The 21,816-nt window shown below is 57.8% G+C and carries 18 protein-coding genes; 8 read left to right on the top strand and 10 right to left on the bottom strand.

Annotation, left to right across the window (positions count from 1 at the left end; genetic code table 11):
- Positions 1-6: 6 nt before the first annotated feature.
- From metC to ACN0VD_RS09170, 3 genes are all read left to right on the top strand, one after another.
- Entirely contained in the window at positions 7-1,206 is a 1,200-nt protein-coding gene (gene metC / locus ACN0VD_RS09180; protein WP_417593642.1) for a cystathionine beta-lyase, read from the top strand.
- The gene (locus ACN0VD_RS09175; protein ID WP_417593641.1) at positions 1,203-2,504 is read left to right on the top strand and encodes a mechanosensitive ion channel family protein; all 1,302 of its coding nucleotides are present in this window, start codon (positions 1,203-1,205) and stop codon (positions 2,502-2,504) included. The genes metC and ACN0VD_RS09175 overlap by 4 nt, the downstream gene beginning before the upstream one ends.
- A gap of 339 nt (positions 2,505-2,843) precedes the next feature.
- Complete coding sequence (locus ACN0VD_RS09170; RefSeq protein ID WP_417593640.1) at positions 2,844-3,620, top strand: TorF family putative porin; 777 nt, start codon at positions 2,844-2,846, stop codon at positions 3,618-3,620.
- Positions 3,621-3,678: 58 nt separating this feature from the next.
- On the opposite strand, the gene ACN0VD_RS09165 is transcribed toward ACN0VD_RS09170, so the two are convergent.
- The 5 genes from ACN0VD_RS09165 to ACN0VD_RS09145 all read right to left on the bottom strand — a co-directional run bounded on the left by ACN0VD_RS09165 (position 3,679) and on the right by ACN0VD_RS09145 (position 9,059).
- A complete protein-coding gene (locus ACN0VD_RS09165) occupies positions 3,679-5,226 on the bottom strand; it encodes an ATP-binding cassette domain-containing protein (RefSeq protein ID WP_417593639.1) in 1,548 nt (515 codons plus the stop codon).
- On the bottom strand, positions 5,223-6,011 hold the full coding sequence (locus ACN0VD_RS09160) for an ABC transporter permease (protein WP_417593638.1): 789 nt from the start codon (positions 6,009-6,011) through the stop codon (positions 5,223-5,225). Before ACN0VD_RS09160 ends, ACN0VD_RS09165 begins: the two co-directional genes overlap by 4 nt.
- A gap of 4 nt (positions 6,012-6,015) precedes the next feature.
- Complete coding sequence (locus ACN0VD_RS09155; RefSeq protein ID WP_417593637.1) at positions 6,016-6,936, bottom strand: ABC transporter permease; 921 nt, start codon at positions 6,934-6,936, stop codon at positions 6,016-6,018.
- A 6-nt stretch (positions 6,937-6,942) separates the two neighbouring features.
- Complete coding sequence (locus ACN0VD_RS09150; RefSeq protein WP_417593636.1) at positions 6,943-8,088, bottom strand: epoxide hydrolase family protein; 1,146 nt, start codon at positions 8,086-8,088, stop codon at positions 6,943-6,945.
- 101 nt (positions 8,089-8,189) lie between these two features.
- Positions 8,190-9,059, bottom strand: coding sequence for a 3-hydroxyacyl-CoA dehydrogenase NAD-binding domain-containing protein (locus ACN0VD_RS09145; RefSeq protein WP_417593635.1), 870 nt, complete (start codon positions 9,057-9,059; stop codon positions 8,190-8,192).
- A 76-nt stretch (positions 9,060-9,135) separates the two neighbouring features.
- Here ACN0VD_RS09145 and ACN0VD_RS09140 point away from each other — a divergent pair, with 76 nt between their 5' ends.
- Positions 9,136-10,233, top strand: a complete 1,098-nt coding sequence (locus ACN0VD_RS09140; RefSeq protein ID WP_417593634.1) for a DUF1176 domain-containing protein — start codon at positions 9,136-9,138, stop codon at positions 10,231-10,233.
- A gap of 3 nt (positions 10,234-10,236) precedes the next feature.
- On the opposite strand, the gene egtD is transcribed toward ACN0VD_RS09140, so the two are convergent.
- The 5 genes from egtD to gluQRS form a co-directional block, all read right to left on the bottom strand.
- A complete protein-coding gene (gene egtD / locus ACN0VD_RS09135; protein WP_417593633.1) occupies positions 10,237-11,196 on the bottom strand; it encodes an L-histidine N(alpha)-methyltransferase in 960 nt (319 codons plus the stop codon).
- 17 nt (positions 11,197-11,213) lie between these two features.
- On the bottom strand, positions 11,214-12,368 hold the full coding sequence (egtB, locus tag ACN0VD_RS09130) for an ergothioneine biosynthesis protein EgtB (protein WP_417593712.1): 1,155 nt from the start codon (positions 12,366-12,368) through the stop codon (positions 11,214-11,216).
- 191 nt (positions 12,369-12,559) lie between these two features.
- Positions 12,560-13,138: a cob(I)yrinic acid a,c-diamide adenosyltransferase gene (locus ACN0VD_RS09125; protein WP_417593632.1), complete on the bottom strand. Its 579-nt coding sequence runs from the start codon at positions 13,136-13,138 to the stop codon at positions 12,560-12,562.
- A 15-nt stretch (positions 13,139-13,153) separates the two neighbouring features.
- Positions 13,154-13,384: an HIG1 domain-containing protein gene (locus ACN0VD_RS09120; RefSeq protein ID WP_417593631.1), complete on the bottom strand. Its 231-nt coding sequence runs from the start codon at positions 13,382-13,384 to the stop codon at positions 13,154-13,156.
- 9 nt (positions 13,385-13,393) lie between these two features.
- Positions 13,394-14,284 carry a tRNA glutamyl-Q(34) synthetase GluQRS gene (gene gluQRS, locus ACN0VD_RS09115; RefSeq protein ID WP_417593630.1) on the bottom strand — a complete coding sequence of 297 codons (891 nt, stop codon included), beginning with the start codon at positions 14,282-14,284 and terminating at the stop codon, positions 13,394-13,396.
- Between the two features lie 86 nt (positions 14,285-14,370).
- On the opposite strand from gluQRS, the gene ACN0VD_RS09110 reads away from it, so the two are divergent.
- From ACN0VD_RS09110 to ACN0VD_RS09095, 4 genes are all read left to right on the top strand, one after another.
- Entirely contained in the window at positions 14,371-14,937 is a 567-nt protein-coding gene (locus ACN0VD_RS09110; RefSeq protein WP_417593629.1) for an HNH endonuclease, read from the top strand.
- A 167-nt stretch (positions 14,938-15,104) separates the two neighbouring features.
- Positions 15,105-16,808 (top strand): tetratricopeptide repeat protein, encoded by a 1,704-nt coding sequence (locus ACN0VD_RS09105; protein ID WP_417593628.1) that lies wholly within the window; start codon positions 15,105-15,107, stop codon positions 16,806-16,808.
- A 41-nt stretch (positions 16,809-16,849) separates the two neighbouring features.
- Positions 16,850-19,537 (top strand): phosphoenolpyruvate carboxylase, encoded by a 2,688-nt coding sequence (ppc, locus tag ACN0VD_RS09100; RefSeq protein WP_417593627.1) that lies wholly within the window; start codon positions 16,850-16,852, stop codon positions 19,535-19,537.
- 130 nt (positions 19,538-19,667) lie between these two features.
- On the top strand, positions 19,668-21,806 hold the full coding sequence (locus tag ACN0VD_RS09095; protein ID WP_417593626.1) for a molybdopterin-containing oxidoreductase family protein: 2,139 nt from the start codon (positions 19,668-19,670) through the stop codon (positions 21,804-21,806).
- Positions 21,807-21,816: the final 10 nt, after the last annotated feature.

The raw sequence follows: 21,816 nt of genomic DNA, 5'->3' as shown, positions 1-21,816 counted from the left end.
CGATAATTGGCCGATACCGACTCCGAGGCAAAAAATCCTGCAACGCAGGTCGTTACCGGTGGGCGACGGAAAGAATGGACCGGTTCGGTGGTCAATCCGCCCGTCTGGCGTGGAAGCACGCATTTATACGAGAATGTCGCGCATCTCCGGGACGGCGTAAAATCCAACGCAGACGGTCGTTTCTTTTACGGGCGCCGCGGCTCCCCGACCCAATGGTCGCTCGCCGAAGCGCTCACCGAAATGGAGCCCGGCGCGGCCGGAACCATGCTTTATCCTTCCGGCGTCGCCGCCATTTCCTGCGCCTTGCTCGCTGTTCTCAAACCCGGCGACGAGATTCTGCTTGCCGACAGCAGCTATGACCCGAGCCGCAGCTTCGCCGATGTCTTTCTGAAACGCATGGGCATTTCAGCCCGCTATTATGATCCGACGGTTAGTACGGATATCGCCGAATTATTCGCCCCGAACACAAGAGCTATATTGATGGAGAGCCCCGGCAGCCTGACCTTCGAGGTTCAGGATATTCCGGCAATCTGCACGGTGGCGCACAGTGCTGGCATCGTGACATTACTCGACAATACATGGGCGACGTCTCGTTTTTTCCCGGCGCTGGAACATGGGGTTGATATCGCGATTACCGCTGCCACCAAATATATCGTCGGGCATAGCGATGTAATGATGGGAGCAGTTACCACCCATGGCAAATATTGGAATTCTCTCCGGCGCACCGCGCAACAGCTCGGCCAGGTGGTCTCGCCGGATGACGCCTATCTCGCAGCGCGCGGCCTGAGAACCTTGGATGTCAGGCTGCGCCAACACGAAGCCAGCGCCCTGAAAATTGCCCGCTGGCTGAAGGAGAGGCCCGAGGTCGGCCTCGTCCTCCATCCTGCGCTGCCCGATTGTCCCGGCCATGAATTGTGGAAACGCGATTTCAAGGGATCATCCGGCCTCTTTTCGTTCGAACTGTCCGATGGTAACGAGCGTTCCCGTGCGACATTCATCGATGCGCTGACACTATTCGGCATCGGCTATAGCTGGGGTGGCTTCGAAAGCCTCGCGCTACCGGTGGATCCCGAAAAACATCGTTCGGCAACCGAATGGACCGGAAAGGGCCCGTTGGTGCGGCTAAATATCGGTCTCGAGGATTCCGACGATTTGATTGCGGACCTTGCCAAAGGCTTTGAACATTATCACAGTGCGCGATCATGATCCAAAATGCCCTCAACTATCTGGAAAGTCTGGCACCTGAAACGCCAAAGAACGTCCAGTATATTGAAGGCATTATCGCTGCCGCACTGGTCGCACTGGCGCTGACTGCTGGCTGGTATCTAAGCAAACATATCGGCCCCAGACTGCGCCACTTGTGGGAAGCCCGGGCCGGCTATGAGAGCGAACTGGCCGGTCGCCGAATCCGCGACATGACCCGGCGCGCAACTACATTCATTCTATGCGGCATATTCCTCGCTTTCTATCCCTGGCATCTGATCGCTCAGGTGGTCTTTTCCCTGACCATTGCAATAACTGTCGGCCTGTTTGCCAATGACCTGATCCGCGGCGTACGGATGCCGAACTGGCTCGGCACGATCATTGGCCTTGCTCTTTTCGTAAGTATCGGATCGGGGCTGGTGGGCGGCATAGAACCGATCACACAAGCCATGGACAAGGTCGGCTTCAGCCTCGGCTCCAGAAGAATCTCGCTGCTCTGGATTGTCACGCTGGCGATGACCGCGGTGATCATGCTCGCGGTAGCGCGTGTACTCATGAAGCTGGTCACTTATATTATCGGCAACAGCGAACTGGATGGCGCACAAAAGGTTCTGGGTCAGAAGCTCGCCACCGTTGCGATTCTGGGCGGAGCCTTTGTCTTGGGCCTCGACATCGTCGGAATTGATCTTACCGCACTGGCAGTCTTCTCCGGTGCCTTTGGCCTCGCCATCGGTTTCGGCATGCAGAAGACGATCGGTAACCTGATCGCCGGAATCATCCTGTTGATGGACCGTTCAATCAAGCCCGGTGACGTGATTGCGGTCGGCAATACGTACGGCTGGGTCAACAAGATCGGCGTACGCGCGGTGTCCATCCTCACCCGCGCGGGCAAGGAACATCTGATCCCGAACGAGGATTTGATGACACGCGAAGTGGAAAACTGGTCTTATTCCAGCCCCAATGTCCGGATCAGCATCCCTGTTGGCGTTTCCTATAATACCGACATGGATCAGGCCATTGAACTGATGAAACAGGCATGCGTTGACGTGCCGCGCGTGCTCAACCATCCCAAACCGGTGGTCTGGATGCTCGAATTTGGTGAAAACAGTGTCAATTTCGAAATTCGCTGCTGGATCAAGGACCCGCAATCGGGCGTCGGCAATTTCAAGGCAGCGATACTCAAACGGGTGTGGGATCTGTTCAAGGAACATGGCGTAGAAATCCCGTTCCCACAGCGGGACGTTCATATTAAATCATTGCCCGAGGATGGAACGGTCAAGCTCGAAGCAACCCCGAAATAGCCTCATCCAGGCAAAGAATCGACCTGCTTCACAAAATCGGGCTGAGTCTGGACATGATGGTGGCAAATCTTGTCCGCCGAGCCATTTGACGCTTTATTAGTCAGTAAAAATCAAATTCGCCTAATTTTTAAGCGATGTGAAAGCGGTTTGTGGCGCAAGTGCCACATACGAATATTATGTCATCCTTACTGTCATTTTCTTTGTTGTGCAGCGCAATAATATGGAGCAGCTTTGTTGCACAAGTTTAGAGACTGTTCGCGTTCGGGGCATCTGACGCAATAAAAAGACAGCCTAGTCAATCCAGGAGGGGCGACACGCATTAACGAGAAAGGGATTTCCATGCGCACGTCCAATAAAATTACCCTTGGCGGAAAAGCCAAGTCAACTGTTCTCGGCCTTTCGGCCATCTTGCTGGCGAGCACGGCCGCACCGGCTCTAGCTCAGGAAGATTCTTCCAGCGGGATTACCATTTCGGGCAATGCTGCGGTTACATCAGATTACCGTTTCCGCGGCCTGTCCTTCTCGGATGGGGATATCGCCATTCAGGGCGGCATTGATGTTGCCCATGAAAGCGGTTTTTATATCGGCACCTGGGGTTCTTCCATCGAAGACAGCGCGACATTCGGCCATACCGAACTCGATCTCTACGGTGGCTGGTCAGGCGAAGTCATTTCCGGACTGACCCTTGATGCCGGTTTACTCTACTTCTTCTACCCCAATGGTGAAGATGGTGCCGCTGGCCCGAGCGATTATTTTGAGCCATATGCCTCGGTGTCCGCCACCGTCGGCCCGGTCGAAGTCACGAGCGGCATCGCTTATGCCTGGAGCCAGGACAGCCTTGGTAATTCCGACAATGTCTATATTTACACCGGTGTTTCAGGCGGCATTCCAAACACTCCCATTACATTGAACGCCAATATTGGCCTCAATGACGGTTCTTTGGGGAATCCAGCGGGCGTACTGGGCTCCAATAACTATGTAGACTGGATGCTCGGAGCAGATTGGGCGATTACAGAGAACCTGACCGCGACACTGGCCTATACCGATACAGATGCGCCAGCGATCAACAATTTCACTGATAGCGCAATTGTTTTCACTCTCGGCGTATCCTTCTAAATTCACAAATCGTCACGCTGAAAAAAGGGGGCTGCTCGGACAACCGGGCGGCCCTTTTTTAACTGGCTGCGACAAGCCTTTGTGTTGTCGCATCCCTTGGATCACCGATGACCGCCTGCAAATCACCGGTTTCGACGATCCGGCCCTCTTCCATCACCGCAATCCGGTGGCACAGCCGGCGGGCAGCTGCAATATCATGGGTGATGAATAACAGGCTCAGTCGGTTCTCGCCCTGCAATCGTGCGAGCAGCGCGAGAATTTCCGCGCCCACCAGCGGATCGAGCGCGGATGTCGCCTCGTCCAGCACCAGCAGTTGCGGTGCTGCAATGATCGCCCGGGCGATCGCGACCCGTTGCGCCTGACCACCGGACAGGCTGGCGGGCATCCGGGTCAGAAAATCTTCCGCCAGATCAACATCGGACAGCGCCTGCCGCGCCAGATCGTCTCGCTCGGCCTTTGTCAGATCGGCCCGAAGATTGCGCAGCGGTTCGGTGACGATGTCGAGAACCTGCCATTGCGGGTCCAGACTGGCGACCGGATCCTGAAACACCGGCTGGATCAACCGGTGCATCTCCAGACTGCGCTGACGGCGCTCGGGAAGCGCGCTGCCTTGCCACAGGATTTCGCCCCTGGTCACCGGACCGATACCGGCAATGGCGCGTCCCAGCGTCGACTTGCCCGAACCGGACCCACCAACCAAAGCCAGCGATTCACCCTGCCGGATCATGATGTCCGCATTGGCCACAGCGCGGATATTTCCCCGGCGCCAACCGGGCCGTTGAAATTCTACACCAACATCTCTGGTCTCGAGCAGGAGACCGCCGGGCTCGCCCAGCTTCGGCGGCGGCTCGTCGAGACGCGGCGTCGCCGCGATCAGGTGCCTCGTGTAATCTTCGGCAGGACTGGCGATAATATCAGCGGTCGGACCCGTTTCCACGGCCCTGCCCTTTTCCATGACCAGCAGCTGATCGGCATGGCCCTCGACCGAGGCAAGATCATGGCTGACCAGCAACATCCCAAGTCCCTGCTCGGCGCGCAATTGATCGAGCAGGTCCATGATCTCGGCCCGCAAGGAAGCATCCAGAGCGCTCGTCGGCTCGTCGGCGATCAGCAATCTGGGACTGTGCGCGATTGCGGCGGCAATCATCACCCGCTGGCGTTCGCCGCCAGACAATCGGTGCGGAAACTGATCAAGCCGCTCGTCGGGACGAGACAGACCGACACGCTCCAGTTTTTGCGCCAGATCTCTCCGCGAAGGCCGGGCGGCCCCCGCCTGCATCGTCGCTTCCTGCAATTGCGCGCCGACCGTCAGATGAGGTGTCAGGGCGGTCAGGGGTTGCTGGAATATAAAACCGCTCAGTCTGCGGCGCGCATCTCTCAATTGATCGGCATCGGCACTGGCGAGATCGATGCCATCCAAGTGAATCGAGCCGGTCGCTATACAGGGTGTCAGCCCGAACGGCGTCAAGCAGGTCAGGCTTTTCCCCGAACCGGATGCGCCGATGATCGCGGTGCACTGGCCCGGTTCGACGGTCAGGCTGACATCCTCCACCAGCCGGTTGCCCGCGATGTCCACGGCGAGATTGCGGATCTCATAAAGACTCATGAGAAGCGATCTCTCAGTCGCTCGCCCTCTATCGTCAAGCAGACCAGTATCACCACCAGCAGACCGCCGGGCAGCAACAAGCCGAGCGGCGTCATATCCATGTCATCGGCCCCTTCCTTGACCAGGATACCGAGCGAGGTCAGCGGTTCCTGCACACCTAGGCCGAGAAAGGACAGAAAGCTCTCGACCATCACCACTTGCGGCACGGTCAGCATCAGATAGGCCAGCGCGACACCGGCGATATTCGGCAAAATATGGCGCAGCATGATCATGATCGACCGGGTCCCCGCCGCCTCGGCAGCAAGAATGAAGGGGCGCTGTTTGAGCGTCATCACCTGCCCCCGGACCACCCGCGCCATGGTCAGCCATTCGACCAGCCCGATGCCGACGAAGACCAGCAATATCGACCGCCCGAAAACCACCATCAGCAGGATGACGATGAACATGAAGGGCAGCGCATAGAGACCGTCGACAATCCGCATCATCGCCTCGTCGACTCTGCCGCCGATCCAGCCAGCGGTCGCTCCCCAGGCGATGCCGACGATCAGGGACACCAGCGCTGCCGCAATGGCGACCATCAGAGTGATCTGCGTTCCGGCGGCCAGCCGTGCCAGACGGTCCCGGCCAATCTCGTCGGTTCCGAAAATATGCGAACCGCTGAACGCCGGCGCACGGACGGCATCCCAGTCGATCTGGTCATAGGTCCACGGCAACAGGAACGGGAGCAACAAAGCCAGCGCCACGATCACAAGGACGACGGATAACGGGAAATGGCGTTTCAGCATCGCCTCACCCTTCCCGCATTCTGGGGTCGAGCCAGCCGTAGATCAGGTCGGCGAACAGATTGAACAGGATGATCAGGGCGGCATAGAGCGTGACCACGCCAAGCACGAGCGGATAGTCGCGATTGAGCGCCCCCTGGACAAAATAGCGGCCCAGACCCGGCAGCCCGAAGACGGTTTCCACCACGACCGCGCCGGTCAAAAGACCCGCCGCTGCCGGACCGAGATAGCTGGCGACCGGAACCAGAGCCGGGCGCAAGCCGTGCTTGAACAGGATATTGGTTTCGGAAAGGCCGCGTGCCCGCGCGGTGCGGATATGATCCTGTTTGAGCACGCTGGCCAGTCCGGCGCGGGTAAGCTTGGCGATCGCTCCCGACACCGGCAGCGCCAGCGCGACCACGGGCATGATCAGCCATGCGCCCCCTTCACCGGTTCCCGAGACCGGCAACATACCCAGCCACAGGCCGAATAATAGCGCGAGCGCCGGTCCGGTGACAAAGGTCGGCAGCGCGGTGGCGACCGTCGCCAGCATCATGATCGTCTTGTCTGTGGCCTTGCCCGCTTGCACAGCAGCAAATAGCCCTGCGGTCACACCGATGGCCAGGGCCAGCACTATCGCCAGCCCCCCGAGCATAAGGGAAATCGGCAGGCCCTGCGCGATCAGCTCCGAGACGGTGAAATCACGGTAGACCAGAGAGGGTCCGAAATCGCCTTGCGCCAGTCGCGAAACATAAAGCCATGCCTGCTCCCATAGCGGCCGGTCCAGACCATAAGCCTGTTGCAATGCCGCCTGCGTGGCCGGATCGAGCGGACGTTCGCCATCAAAAGGCCCGCCGGGCGCCAGACGCATCAGAAAGAAGGAAGCCAAAATGATCACCAGCAGCGTCGGGATTGCCGTCAACAGCCGCCGGGTGATCAGGCTCAGCACCTGCCGCTAGAGCTCCATTGCCCCGAAACAGCTCCGCACTTCGGCGATGAACGATTCCGGCACTTCCATTGCTGCGAAATGGCCGCCTTTTTCAGGCTCGTTCCAATAGCGGATATCCTTGAACCGTTGCTCCGCCCAGCGGCGCGAGGGCGTGATGATCTCGTTCGGGAAGATGCTGCATCCGGACGGGATAGTGACGGGATCGATATTGGGCGCACCGAAGCTTTCGCGATACAGCCGCGCCGATGAAGCGCCGGCATTGTTGAGCCAGTAAATCATGACATTGTCGAGCAGGCGGTCACAGTCGAAATTCTCGTCCGGAGCCTTGGCATCCTCTGCCCAGCCCTGGAATTTTTCCATGATCCAGGCCATCTGCCCGACCGGCGAATCGGCCAGACCATAGCCGAGTGTCTGGGGCCGGGTCCGCTGGATTTCGGCATAGCCCGTGCCTTGCGTCTGATAGACGGCGAAATGTGCCAGCGCCGCCTGTTCTTGTGGCGTCGGGTTGGTCATGATCTCTTCGGACGGGGGGCCGACCACAACGAGATTGACGTGAATTCCTGCACAATGGCCAAGATTTTGCGCTCCGATAACCGATGTCACCATCCCGCCCCAGTCGCCACCTTGGGCAAAATAGCGGTCATAACCGAGCCGGGTCATCAGCACGTCCCAGGCCTGCGCTATTTTTTCCATACCCCAACCAGTGGTGGTCGGCTTACCGGAAAATCCGTAACCGGGCAGTGATGGCACCACCAGATGGTAGGCATCTTTCGCCTCCCCACCATAGGCCACCGGATCGGTCAGCGGCCCGATCACATCCATGAACTCGACGATCGAGCCCGGCCAGCCATGGGTCATGATCAGGGGTCGTGCTTCAGCTTCCGGTGAACGGATATGCATGAAGTGGATATCGATGCCGTCAATTTCGGTCAGATGATGACTGTATCGGTTCAGTTCATCCTCGCAGCGCCGCCAGTCGTAGCTGGTCCGCCAATGTTCGACGATGTTTTTGACATAGTCGAGCGGTATGCCCTGCGACCAGTCATCCACAGGCTCCGGATCTGGCCAGCGAACATGGCGCAACCTTATGTCGAGATCGTCCAGCGCGGTCTTCGGGATATCGACATTAAAGTCTCTGATGTCGTCGCTCATAATATGTCATCCTATATCCGTTCGACCTGAGCCTGCCACAGGACGATAACTCTAACCTAGCCGTTCATCCCGTGAAATATTCGGGCTGAACGGCCATGCGCCTACATCGTAGGAACCGGGACTTCTCCGGAATAGTCATAGAAGCCCTTGCCCGTTTTGCGGCCCAGCCAGCCGGCCTCCACATATTTCATAAGGATCGGCGCAGGACGATATTTCGGGTCGCCGAAATCATTTTGGAGCACGCGCAGGATTTCCAGCAATGTGTCGAGACCGATCAGATCGGCCAGCGTGATCGGACCCATCGGATGCCCAAGGCCAAGCTGCACACCGCGATCAATATCCTCCATCGATGCGGTGCCTTCACCGAGCGCAAAAAACGCCTCATTCAGCATCGGCAGGAGGATGCGGTTGACGACGAAGCAAGGCGAATCCTTTGCCATCACCGCAGTCTTGCCAACGGCCTTGGCAAAATCACTCGCCATCGCTGCCGTCTGGTCGCTGGTGGCCAATCCCCGGATAACCTCGACCAGACCCATCAACGGCACGGGATTGAAGAAATGCACACCGACAAAGCGCGAGGGATCCTTCACCGACTGCGCCAGCCGGGTGATCGAAATTGATGATGTATTGCTCGCGAGAATTGCCTGATGACCCAAGACTTCGGAAGCCGCTGCGAAAATCTGGCGCTTGATATCTTCACGCTCGGTTGCGGCTTCGATAATGATATCGGCATTGGCCATCGGGTCGAGTTGGACAATCGGTTCGATCCGGCCAAGGGCGGTATCGGCCGCCTGCTGCTCGATTTTATCTTTTTCGACCAGTCGCGCAAGTTGCTTGGCGATGCCTGCCTTGCTGCGTTCGGCAATCTCCATACTCACATCTGACAGATAGACATGATAACCCGCCTGAGCCGAAACTTGCGCGATACCCGCACCCATTTGCCCCGATCCGATAATGCCGATTGCTTTCATTTCATGCCTTTCAAGCTATTCACTATGATTCAACAAGCCACTAGCGATTGTCGGACAAACTGGCTAGATTGCAATTATGCCTCCTATCAGTTTCATTGTCGGACTATTCACCACAGTCGCCACAACAGCCGCACTACCGGTGCCGCAGCTGGGTGAACTCCACACATTCAAGGACTGGACGGTGGGCTGCGACAATGGTGGCAATTGCGAAGCAGTGTCTCTTGTCCCAGATGAAGGCGGAGCGAGCTATGAGGACTGGGATGGCCCCATTTCCATTGTTCGAACCGGCAGCAGCGATGATATCTTTAGAATCCGTGTGATCTTTGAAACAAAGGATATGGACCGCTACAAGATGATCGTCGATGGCGATCTGGTCGATACCGGTCCGATCGTCCAGGGTGATTATCCCATCGAAATTGTCGGCGAAGATGCGAAGAAAGTCGCCAAGGCGATTATCAATGGTCAGCGCTTGGTCGTGCAAGGTCCAATGGGCGAAAATATCACCCGCATTTCACTGGCGGGTTCGGCGGCGGCGTTGCGCTATATCGACCAGAAGCAGAATCGCGCAGGCACCGAGACTGCGCTGGTTGCAAAGGGTTCGCGGGACTTTGAGCCGGATTCTACCGAAATTCCAACGATCGTCATCGACCAATGGAAGAGCGCGACACTGGTGCCGGACGCCGGTGCCCTTGTGGCTTTGGTCGAGGGTTCAACATGCAAGAACAACCGCTATGGACTGGTTGAGGATCAAGCCTATCCGCTCGGCAAGCGTGGCAATAAATTCCGGGCGCTGGTGCTTATATCCTGCGGTTCGGGTGCCTATAATTTTTCGAGCGTGCCCTATATTGGCGAATATATAGAAAACGGACGCGCCACCAGCGGCTGGACCTTCAGGCCTGCGAAATTTGATCGTCAGCCGACCTGGGGCGGAGAAGGCGGCCTGCCCATGTTGGTCAATGCCAACTGGGATGAACAAACCCAGACGCTTAGCAGCTATGCCAAGGGCCGCGGACTTGGCGATTGCGGCAATGCCCAGAATTACATCTGGGACGGCGAGCAATTTCGCATGATCGATGCCAGCGCGATGGATGAATGTCGGGGCGCTTATGAATGGATCACCATCTGGCGGGCTAAATACCGCAAAATGGAAGCGGGAACACCCGCCGGCAAATAGTTTTCATGGCGCATGCTTATACGGATGGGCTTCCACCAGCATGAGCGTGAAATAATCCCGCTCGTCGCTCCATTCATGCAATGGTGTCCAGCCGCCCGCCCGCAACATCAGTCGGGCATCGCGCAGACCGTATTTATGGCTGTTTTCAACATGCAGTTTCTGGCCCTTGACCATCTCATGAGTATGTCCGTCGATTGAAAATCGCATGTCGGCCTGTGCTTCAAGATAGATTTCAATCCGCGCATAAAGGTCATTCCAGACGGCCCTGTGGCGAAACTGTTCGACCGGAATATCACCATCCAGTTCACGGTTGATCCGGTGGAGCAGATTGAGCGAGAATTGGGCCGTGACCCCGGCACTATCGTCATAGGCATTGACCAATATTTCCGGGTCCTTGATGCGGTCAAATCCAATCAGAAGCTGCGCGCCCTCACCCAATGTTTCGCGCATGAAGCGGAGCAGGTCGACCGAGGTACGGGCGATCATGTTGCCGATCGTCGAGCCGGGAAAGAAACCGAGCTTCGGCATGTCCGCGACGGCCCCGGGCAGTTCGACCCGCTTCATGAAATCGGCCTCGACCGGATGAATCGGCAGGTCCGGAAATTCCTCCTGAAGCAGCGAGGCACTATGTTCAAGAAACTCGCCCGAAATATCAATCGGGACATAAGCAGCGGGATTGATGGCTTTCAGCAAATGGGGCGTTTTGACCGAACTGCCCGAACCAAATTCAATTACCGCCCGCCCTGGGCCGGTTGAAGCCGCAAAGGCAGGGCCATTTTCCTTCAATAGCGCTGTCTCGGTGCGCGTCGGATAATATTCGGGAAGCTCGGTAATTTCCTCAAACAGTTCCGAACCGCGCCGGTCATAAAGCCAGCGTGCCGGGATGGCATAGGTGCGTTTCTCAAAACAGCGTCTGACGTCCTTGTGAAACGTATGATCGACGAGCGTGGTAGTCATATCCATGGGGGCGGTCCTTTGGGTTAAAGGTCTTGGGCAAGCCGCAGTCCACAATACTGCCAGCGCTGGTGAGGGTAGAAAAAATTACGGTAGCTCGACCGGATATGGCCCGGCGGCGTCACGATACTGCCGCCCTTGAGGACCGACTGGCCCGACATGAACTTGCCATTATATTCCCCCACGGCGCCATCGGCGGGTTTAAAACCCGGATAGGGCAGATAGGCGCTGCTGGTCCATTCCCACACGCTGCCGGTAGCGGGCAGGCCATGATTGGCCGCGACTTCCCATTCCGCTTCGGTCGGCAAGCGTGCGCCGGCCCAGCTTGCATAGGCATCGGCTTCATAGAGGCTGACATGTTTGACCGGTGCCGACGGATCGAGCGGCAGCTCGCCCGCCAGCCCAAACTCGGTCCATCGCTGATCAGGCGACCGGTTCCAGTATAAGGGTGCGTCTATCTGTTCCCGTTGTACCCATGCCCAGCCATCGGATAACCAGTGACGGGCCTCCCGATAACCGCCGCCTTCGATAAAGGCTAGCCATTCGCCATTGGTCACCGGCCGATTGGCGATCGCATGGGGATGAAGCAGGACGTCGTGGCACGGCCCTTCGCAATCAAAGGCAAAGCCCGCGCCCCTGTGTCCGATCTGGTGAACGCCTGTCCTGCCCTCAATCCATTCCAGCTTTCCGGGGTCTGGCGCGCGCGCTGGCGTCTGGTCTGCATAGGCCGGTTTGAGGGGGTTGCGGGAGAAAAGGTGCAAGATATCGGTCAGCAGCAATTCCTGATGCTGCTGTTCATGATGGAGACCGAGTTCGACCAGATCGAGCAATTCTTCCGAGAAACCGGCCATCGCTTCGGTCATCGCCCCGTCGACATGGCTGCGATAGGCCATAACCTCTGCCAGCGACGGGCGGGTCAGCAAACCTCGTTCCGGTCGGGCATGTCTTGCCCCTTCGGCTTCATAATAGCTGTTGAACAAATAGGGATAGGCCTGGTCGAACAGTCGATAACCGACCACATGATCGCGCAGCAGAAAGGTTTCGAAAAACCAGCTGCAATGAGCAAGATGCCATTTTGTCGGCGAAGCATCGTCCATTGATTGCGCGGTCGCATCGGCATCGCTCAAGCCACCGGCGAGGCGCACAGAATGGTTCCTCACCTCCTGGAAGCGATCACGCAAAACGCTCGAGAGGGGAGGATTCTCGGCATCGGGCGAAGGCGAAAACGGGCGTTGCGGTTGGCTGGCGATCAATCCTACTCCGATGGCGGCTCTTATTCTCTACAGAACATAGAGCGAACAATGGCTAGGTCAACAACGCATATTTGTGCCAGTCGGTTGCATGAATTCACAAATCGTTGCGATACCGGTGCCTAGCGAGAGGCGCCTGGCACCCACAGAATATCATCTTTTCCGCCATTGTTGAGCGCTCGCCCAACCACGAAAAGATAGTCTGAAAGCCGATTGATATAGGCCAGAGCCTGCGGATTGACGGCAATTTCTTGCGCAGCAGCAACACATGTGCGTTCGGTGCGCCGGGCAATTGCGCGCGCGCAATGAATGGCCGCAGCGGCTTTCGAACCGCCTGGCAGGATGAAACTGGTCAGGGGATTAAGATCAGCGTTGACCGCATCAATTTCTGTTTCCAGCCGCTCCACCTGCGATGGTACAACCCGGAGGACCATGGCCGAAGGGGCAAAATCATCGCCCTCTGCTGCGGGCGTTGCCAGATCGGCACCGAGATCGAAGAGATCATTCTGGACAATCCGCAATGTCTTGACCAGCGCATCATCGGTGATTTCGCAAATCGCAAAGCCAAGGGCACTGTTCAGTTCATCAACGTCGCCAATCGCCGCCATCCGCGGATTATTCTTGGCAATCCGCGACCCGTCGACCAATCCGGTCGTGCCGTCGTCACCCGTTTTCGTGTAGATCTTGTTGAGTTTTACCATCGGCGGGGGAGCGGACTAACTCTGGCCACCCGCAAGAACCAGCAAGACAACCACCAGCACAATCGCGATGGCCTGATATTTGATCCGGGCAAACATCATTTCATTCTGCTTCTTGTGCGAAGCGGTAATACCGTCTGCATCGACGTCACCCGGTTTCATATTGGCAAAAGCGATCAGGCCGCGGACAAGTGCATAAACGACAGCGCCTGCGGCTGCGACAATCATCAATATCAAAATATAGCTCATGAATTCACCTTAAACCGAAGCAAGAGAGATTCCAACCGGGAAGATGCCCCGGCGTAAATCTTGCACCAGCGCATAGCCGTCGCGGCCCTCTTCCCGCAATGCGGACAAAGAGGCAGAATCCCGGCTTTTCGAGAGCTTTGCACCGCTTTCGTCGAGCAGCAGCGGGTGATGAAAATAGACTGGCGTCGGCAAATCCAGAAGCGCCTGCAGCAGGCGATGGATATCGGTGGAGGCGAAAAGATCATCACCGCGCACCACATGGGTGATATCATCGCGGGCATCGTCCAGCGTGACCGCCAGATGATAGGCAACCTGCGTGTCTTTCGGTACGATGATGACATCGCCCAGCCTCTCCGCCTGGATGATCTGCTCGCCGTGTCGCTCATCATACCAATCGAGCGGCCCGGTCCTGGCAATCGCCTTGGCAACATCCAGGCGCCAGCTATGCGGCTCGGTTCGGGCCCTTTCCCGCGCCAGAGCAGGGTCAAGATGACGGCAGGTGCCCGCATAGATGGGGCCATCCGGCCCTTCCGGCTGCGGACCAGTTTCCTGCGCCTGGCGCATGCTCGTCCGCGTACAGAAACAGCGGTAGAGCATATCCATATCTTTCAGCCGCTCCACCGCCAGAGCATAGCTTTCGAAACGGTCGGACTGGAAAATCGCGTCCCCGTCCCATGTCAGTCCGAGCCACTGCAAATCCGCCAATATCGCCTCGACAAATTCGGGGCGGCTGCGCCCGCTATCGATATCCTCGATTCGAAGAAGGAACCGGCCACCGCGCTCGCGGGCAAAATCATGCGCGACCATCGCCGCATAGGCATGGCCCAAATGCAACAATCCATTGGGGCTGGGGGCAAAACGCACCACAATATCTCGTTTCAATTGCGTACTTGACGTCATGAGAAGTATATTGTTCTTTGTGTCATCGTCATGTCACGTTCTTAGGGATAAAGAACAGGCAGTAAAGGACAAGGGAGACAGCGCTTATGTATCACCCCGACTTGCTAAGGCATCCGGAAAGCTGCCCTTCGCTCGTCCTCAACGCTGACTATACGCCTCTTTCTTATTATCCGCTCAGTCTGTGGCCCTGGCAAACCGCAATAAAAGCGGTGTTTCTCGACCGGGTCGATATCGTCTCCAGCTATGAGCGCGAGGTACACAGTCCCAATCTCGACATGAAAATCCCGTCGGTGATTGCGCTCAAGAAATATATCAAGCCGTCCGAATATCCCGCCTTCACCCGCTTCAACCTGTTCCTGCGCGACAAGTTTGAATGCCAATATTGCGGATCGCCTGACAATCTCACTTTTGACCATGTCATCCCGCGCCGCCAGCAAGGCCGCACAACCTGGGAGAATGTCACCACTGCATGTCTGCCGTGCAATCTCAAGAAGGGTGGCCGGACCCCGAAGGAAGCGCATATGCAGCTCGCCAGTCGTCCAATCAAGCCGACCAGCTGGCATCTGCAGGAACATGGTCGCGCCTTCCCGCCCAATTTCCTGCACGATACGTGGCATGACTGGCTCTATTGGGATATCGAGCTGGAAAGCTAGGGCCGTTTCTAGCCAATAACGGCGATGCCCTTTTTTCGCCTCATCTGATTTGACCTTTCGGGACCACTCTGCGTCCAGACTCGATATAATGACCAATTTACGCTATAGTTCGCGGCGTAATGTTGCGTATCTGATGAGTCCCACCACCTGACCTTCGGGAGGCGTATATGAAGAAATCACATCTGACATTGGGCGCAGCGCTACTTGCATTAAGCGGTTACGGCGGCACACCCGCAGAAGCCCAATCCGGTTCTGTTGCCACTACAAACAAGACTGATGCGGAGATCGCCAAAATGGCGGGCGCACCGTTATTTGACGGCATGGGCAATTATAGTCGCAAAATTTCGACCAGTTCCGCGGCCGCCAATCGCTATTTCAATCAGGGCATGGTGCTGGCGTTCGGTTTCAACCACGCCGAAAGCATCCGCTCCTTCCGCGCAGCACAGCGGCTCGATCCCGGTTGCGCGATGTGCTTTTGGGGAGAGGCTCTGGCGACCGGTCCCAATATCAATGTGACCAGCAAGGGCAAGGCGGTGATGAGCGAGGCCGACCGGAAATCCGCCTTTGCCGCCATCAATCGCGCCTTGGCCCTGAAAGGCACGGCCACACCAGTGGAACAGGCGCTGATCGAAGCACAGGCCAAGCGCTATAACGGCGATCCGGCAACCGCCCGCGAACCTCTGGATCTCGCATATGCCGAAGCCATGGAACAATTCGTGGCGGCCCACCCGGATGATGACGATGCGGCGGCCATTTATGCCGAAGCGTTGATGAACACGATGCCGTGGGATTATTGGTCAGCTGATGGTAAAGCAAAGCCGGAGACCGAGAAAGTCATTGCCACGCTGGAGCGGATCATCGCCCGCAGTCCGAAGCATCCGCTCGCGCTCCATCTGTATATCCATGCCGTCGAGGCATCCGACCAACCCGGACGGGCGGAGGACGAAGCGGATGCGCTCGCAAATCTGGTGCCCGGATCAGGGCATCTTGTGCATATGCCGGCCCATATATTCTGGCGCGTCGGGCGCTATGACGATGCGGCCAAGGCCAATGTCCGGGCGGCATCCGTCGACGAAGAATATATCGCGGCCTGCAACGCGCAGGGATTTTATCCGGCGCTATATTATCCGCACAATATCCATTTCCTCTGGGCAGCCACCAGCATGTCGGGTCAAAGCAAAATGGCTCTGGAATCGGCGCGCAAAGTCGCTGCAAATGTGCGGCTGGAGCAGATCGAACAATTCCCTACCGTGGAGTTTTTCAAGACCATTCCACTGCAAACGCTCGCCCAGTTTGGCAAATGGCCGGACATCATGGCCGAACCGGCCCCGCCCGGGAATCTCGACTATTCCAACGCAATCTGGCGCTATGCGCGCGGTCTTGCGATGGCAAATCTGGGGGACATTGACGGTGCCCAGGCGGAACGCGCAAAACTCGCGGCGGTGAAGGACTCGGTGCAGATACGTTTTCTCGACAGCGCGGACTACCCGGCTAGCGTGCTGCTCAATATCGCCGATGATCTGCTGCAGGGAGAAATAGCGCTCAAGTCGGGCGATCCCGATCTCGCGGCCAGCCATTTTGAACGGGCCGTGGAGAAGCAGGACAGCCTGCCCTATATGGAACCGCCGTTCTGGTATTATCCGACCCGGCAGTCGCTGGGCCAGGCGCTGCTTGACGGAGGGCGGTTTGCCGAGGCGGAAGCGGTGTACCGGCAAGACCTCGAAGACTATCCGCACAACGGCTGGTCGATGTCGGGACTCGCCGCTGCGCTTGAGCGGCAAGGCAAGATGGATGAGGCAAATAAGGCAAAGGCCGCCCTTGCGATCATCTGGGCCAAGGCTGATGTCAAAATTAATGGTTCACGGCTCTAGTTTGGCTTGACCGATTATCTGCCGCAGTGCAGCATATCGTCATGACCCAATCACTCACCGTTCGCCAAAATCCCGACATTAAATATCTCGGCAAATTGCTGGGCGATGTCATTCGTTCCTATGGCGGAGAGGAACTCTACCGGCGCACCGAATATATCCGGTCGACCAGCGTTGATCGCCATCGCGGTCTGGCGGACGCGGATGCCATAGACCCAGGTCTGGATGCGCTTTCGCTCGACGAAACGCTGGCATTTGTCCGCGGGTTCATGCTGTTCTCGCTGCTCGCTAATCTCGCCGAGGACCGGCAGGGCGTCGCGGCTGAAAAAGGCGCGACCGTGGTCGAGGCGATCGAACTGCTCGCCAGCGAAGGGGTTGACCGGGACGCGATTCTGAAGCTGCTTGATGATGCGCTGATTGCCCCGGTGCTGACCGCCCACCCGACCGAGGTCCGGCGCAAGAGCATCATCGATCACAAATCCCGGATTGCCGAACTTCTGTTGATGAAAGATGCGGGAGAAGAGGAAACCCCGCAAGGCGACATGCTCGATGCCGCAATCCTGCGCCAGATCGCCCTGCTCTGGCAAACCCGCCCGCTGCGCCGCGAGCGGCTGTTCGTCACCGACGAAGTCCAGATTTCGCAAAGTTACATGAAGGACGTGTTCCTGCCCGTTCTGCCCCGGCTCTATGCAAAATGGGAGCAGACTTTGGGCGCGCGTCTGCCGAGTTTCCTCAAGCTCAACAGCTGGATTGGCGGCGATCGTGACGGCAATCCTTTCGTCGACGCCGGTGCCATGGAAGAGGCACTTTCACGCGCCGCCGAAACCGTCATCGGCTATTATCTGATGTGCGTGCACACGTTGGGCGCAGAACTGTCCATCTCCACCGAACTGGCCGAAGTGCCCGAAGCGGTCATCGCGCTCGCCGACGCCAGCGGTGACGATTCGCTGAGCCGCAAGGACGAACCTTATCGCCGCGCATTGTCGGGCATTTATGCCAGATTGTCCGCCACTCATCTCAAACTCTGCGACCATGTACCGGGCCGCATGTCTCCGCTGTCCGCCAAGGCTTATGACAATCCGCAACAGTTGCGCGAGGAACTTGCCATATTGGCGCACGGTCTGAAATCGTCCGGCAAGGGCGTCTTCGCGACATCGGGGGCGCTGGGCCGCCTGATCCGCACGGTCGAACTATTCGGTTTTCACCTCGCCACGCTCGACATGCGCCAGAACAGCAAGGTCCACGAACGGGTTGTCGCCGAGCTGCTGAAGCAGGCCGGGGTCGAGGATGACTATCTCGCACTGGATGAAGCAGCACGGGTCAAGCGGCTGCGCACCGAGCTGGCCAACAATCGTCCGCTGGCCAGCCCGTGGATCACCTATAGCGACGAGACCGCGAAAGAATTGTCGATCATCCGGGCCGCCGCCGAAGCGCACCGCAAATATGGCCCCGACGTCATCACCAATTATAATATCAGCAACGGCGAGAGCGTTTCCGACATATTGGAAGTCTATGTCTTGCTGATGGAGACGGGCCTCTATCACGCGCCGACCGAGGATAGCGCATCGCCGTCCTGCCCGGTCATGGCGGTACCACTGTTCGAGACCGTCGCCGATCTGGAAAATGCGCCGCAGGTGATGACCGATTTCTTCGCTCTTCCGGAAATGCACGCGCTCGCGAAAGGGCGCGGTCATCAGGAAGTGATGATCGGCTATTCGGACAGCAACAAGGATGGCGGCTATCTGACCTCGACCTGGAGCCTGTTCAAGGCGAGCGATGCTTTAACCCCGATTTTTGCTGATGCCGGTATTAAAATGCAGCTGTTCCACGGACGCGGCGGCGCCGTGGGCCGTGGTGGCGGCTCCGCCTTTGGTGCGATCAAGGCGCAACCCAAGGGGACCGTCGCCGGCCGCATCCGGATCACCGAACAGGGCGAAGTGATCGCCGCGAAATATGGCACGGAAGATGTCGCGGAAGCCAATCTGGAAGCGATGACATCGGCGGTATTGATCAATTCGCTGGAACCCGACCAGACGGATAGCAAAGTGCAGGCCGATTTTGCCGTGGCGATGGACGAAATCTCGCAAGTCGCGTTCACCGAATATCGCGATCTGGTCTATGGCGACGATGCATTCCGGACCTTCTTCCGGCAAATGACGCCGCTGACGGAAATCGCCAAGCTCAAGATCGGTTCGCGCCCCGCCAGCCGGACGAAGAGCGACAAGATCGAGGATTTGCGCGCCATTCCCTGGGTGTTCAGCTGGGCACAGGCCCGCGTGATGCTGCCCGGCTGGTACGGTGTCGGACAAGCGCTCACCGCGTTCGATGACAAGGCCAAATTGAAGGACATGGCGCAAAGCTGGCCGTTTTTTCAGGCCTCTCTCTCCAATATGGAAATGGTCCTGGCCAAGTCCGACATGGGCATAGCCGCCCGCTATGCGGAGCTGGTCGAGGACAAGGACATGGGGCAGGCATTTTTCGACCGCATCCGGTCCAGCTGGTATCAGACGCGCGATATATTGCTCGACATCACCGACCAGCCGCACCTGCTGGCGAAAAGCCCGGCGCTGTTCAACAGCATCGAGTTGCGTCTGCCCTATATCGAGCCGCTAAACCATCTCCAGATCGAGCTGATGAAACGGCTGCGCGCAGGCGAAGATGATCCGCGTATCGGCGAAGGCATCCAGTTGTCGCTCAACGCGATTGCGACCGCGTTGCGCAATAGTGGCTGACCTTAGCTGAATTCGCTGGCCGTCACAGGCAAAGATTGCGTGCGGGCAGAAAAACGATTCTCCCGAGCATTTTTGTCAGTCGCCGTCACCATTGACCCCGCCTAGACTTCTCCGAAATTAGGAGAGATTCATGGCTGTCGAGACCAAGCGTAGTTTTTGCCGTTTTTGCCACGCAAGTTGCGCAATGATCGTCGAGGTAGAAGACAATAAGGTCAAATCCGTGCGGGGCGACAAGGAAGACCATCTGTTCCACGGCTATACCTGCATCAAGGGCCGCCAGCTGCCCGACATGCACAATCTTCCCGACCGGATGATCACCAGCAAGATCCGCCAGCCCGATGGCAGTTTCAAGGACATATCAACCGCCGAAGCGCTCAAACTGGCCGGCGCGCGGATGAAGAAGATGGTCGAGGAACACGGCCCACACAGCATCGCGGTCTATTGCGGTACCAATGCCTTCCAGAACAGCGCCGTGCTCGGCACATCCTATGCCTTCGCCCAGGGCATCGGGTCGCGCAACTGGTATACCAGCGTCACCGTCGACCAGCCGGCCAAGGTGTTCACCACCGCGCGCTATGGCATGTGGATGGGTGGCGGCAATGCCTTTACCGAATCAGATGTCGCGATGTTTGTCGGCAATAATCCGATCGTCTCCCATTATTCCGGCGGCATGCCGACATCCTCTCCGTCACGTGGCCTGCGCGACGCCAAAGCGCGCGGCATGAAAGTCATCGTCGCCGATCCGCGGGTCAGCGACATGGGCAAACTGGCGGACATTTATCTTCCGGTGAAACCGGGCGAAGACCCTGCCCTGCTCGCCGGCATGCTCAACGTGATTTTCGAAGAAAAGCTCTACGACCAGAATTTTGTCGCCGCCCATGTCGACGGCGTGGAAGAACTGGAAGAGGCGGTCAAACATATGACACCGGATATCGCCGCGAAGCGCGCCGGGGTCGACAAGGATCAACTGGTCGCCGCTGCCCGCATGTTTGCAGGTGCAAACAAGGGTCGCGTCGTCACCGGCACCGGTCCGGAAATGGCCGGCAATGGCACGCTGACCGAATATCTGGTGGCGTCGCTCAACATCCTCTGCGCCCGCTTCAACCAGGAAGGCGAAAGGGTTTCCGCGCCGATGGTGTTCAACCCGCTGATGGGCGGCCCCCGGAAAGCGCAAGTCGCGCCCAAGATGCCGACCTTTGGCGAAGGCTTCCCGAAATCGCGTATCCGCGGTCTTGGCCATCTCGGCAAGGAAATGCCGTGCAACGTGCTGGCCGATGAAATCCTGACGCCCGGCGAAGGCCAGATCAAGGCGCTGATCTCGATCGGCGGCAATCCCGAAATCGCCTTCCCCGACCAGCAGAAAGTCCGCCGCGCGCTGGACGAGTGCGAATTGTTCATCCAGGTCGATCCGTGGATGTCGGCCAGCGCCAAACGCGCCGATATGATCCTCGCGCCGAGCATGTGTCTCGAACGCGAAGATATCAACAATGTCTCCGACGCTTTCACCGAAGAAGCTTACGGCCATTATACCGAAGCCATGGTGCCCCCGCCCGGCGACACCATGGATGAATATGAAATGCTCTGGTGGCTGGCCAAGCATATGGGCATTGAGATGAATTTCCCCGGTGGTCCGGCTTCGATGGAATCATGCCCCGATAAAGCGACCATTCTCGATCTGATCTCCGAAGGTTCGCTGCTCAAGCCCAGCAAGGCCAAAGCCGACGCAGCGGCACTGGAACGCAAGGGCGCGGCAATCACATACGAGGAATTGCACCCGGTGGTCGGTCCGGCCGATCCGGACGCACAGGAGAAATTCGATCTTAACGCGGGCGCGATGCCCAGCGAGTTGATCGACTATGCCGCCAATGATCCGGTCGATGATGGTTTCGATTTCCGCCTGATCTCACGCCGGTCCAGGCATCGCTATAACAGCAACGGCCATACCTTCCCGAAACTCGTTGAAAAAATGCCCACGAATCCGGCGTTCTTCAACCCCGCGGATCTGGCTGCAGCAGGCATTGAAGACGGCGCAATCATCGAAATCACCTCGCCCACCGCCTCGATATTCGGCCTAGCCAAAGCCGACGAAAAAGTTCGTCAGGGCGTCATCTCGATGAGCCATGCTTTCGGCGACAGCGAGGCGGGCAAAGGCGACGTGATGACCAAAGGCGGCTCGACCAACCGGCTGATCGTCGACGATGACCATCTCGATCCGATTACCGGACAGGCAATGCAAAGCGCGATTCCGGTCAGGATTGCAGCTGCCTAGGGAGTTGATA

This window comes from Parasphingorhabdus sp. (assembly GCF_048267785.1).
Classification (GTDB): Bacteria; Pseudomonadota; Alphaproteobacteria; order Sphingomonadales; family Sphingomonadaceae; genus Parasphingorhabdus.
This window is presented reverse-complemented; position numbering and strand designations above follow the sequence as displayed.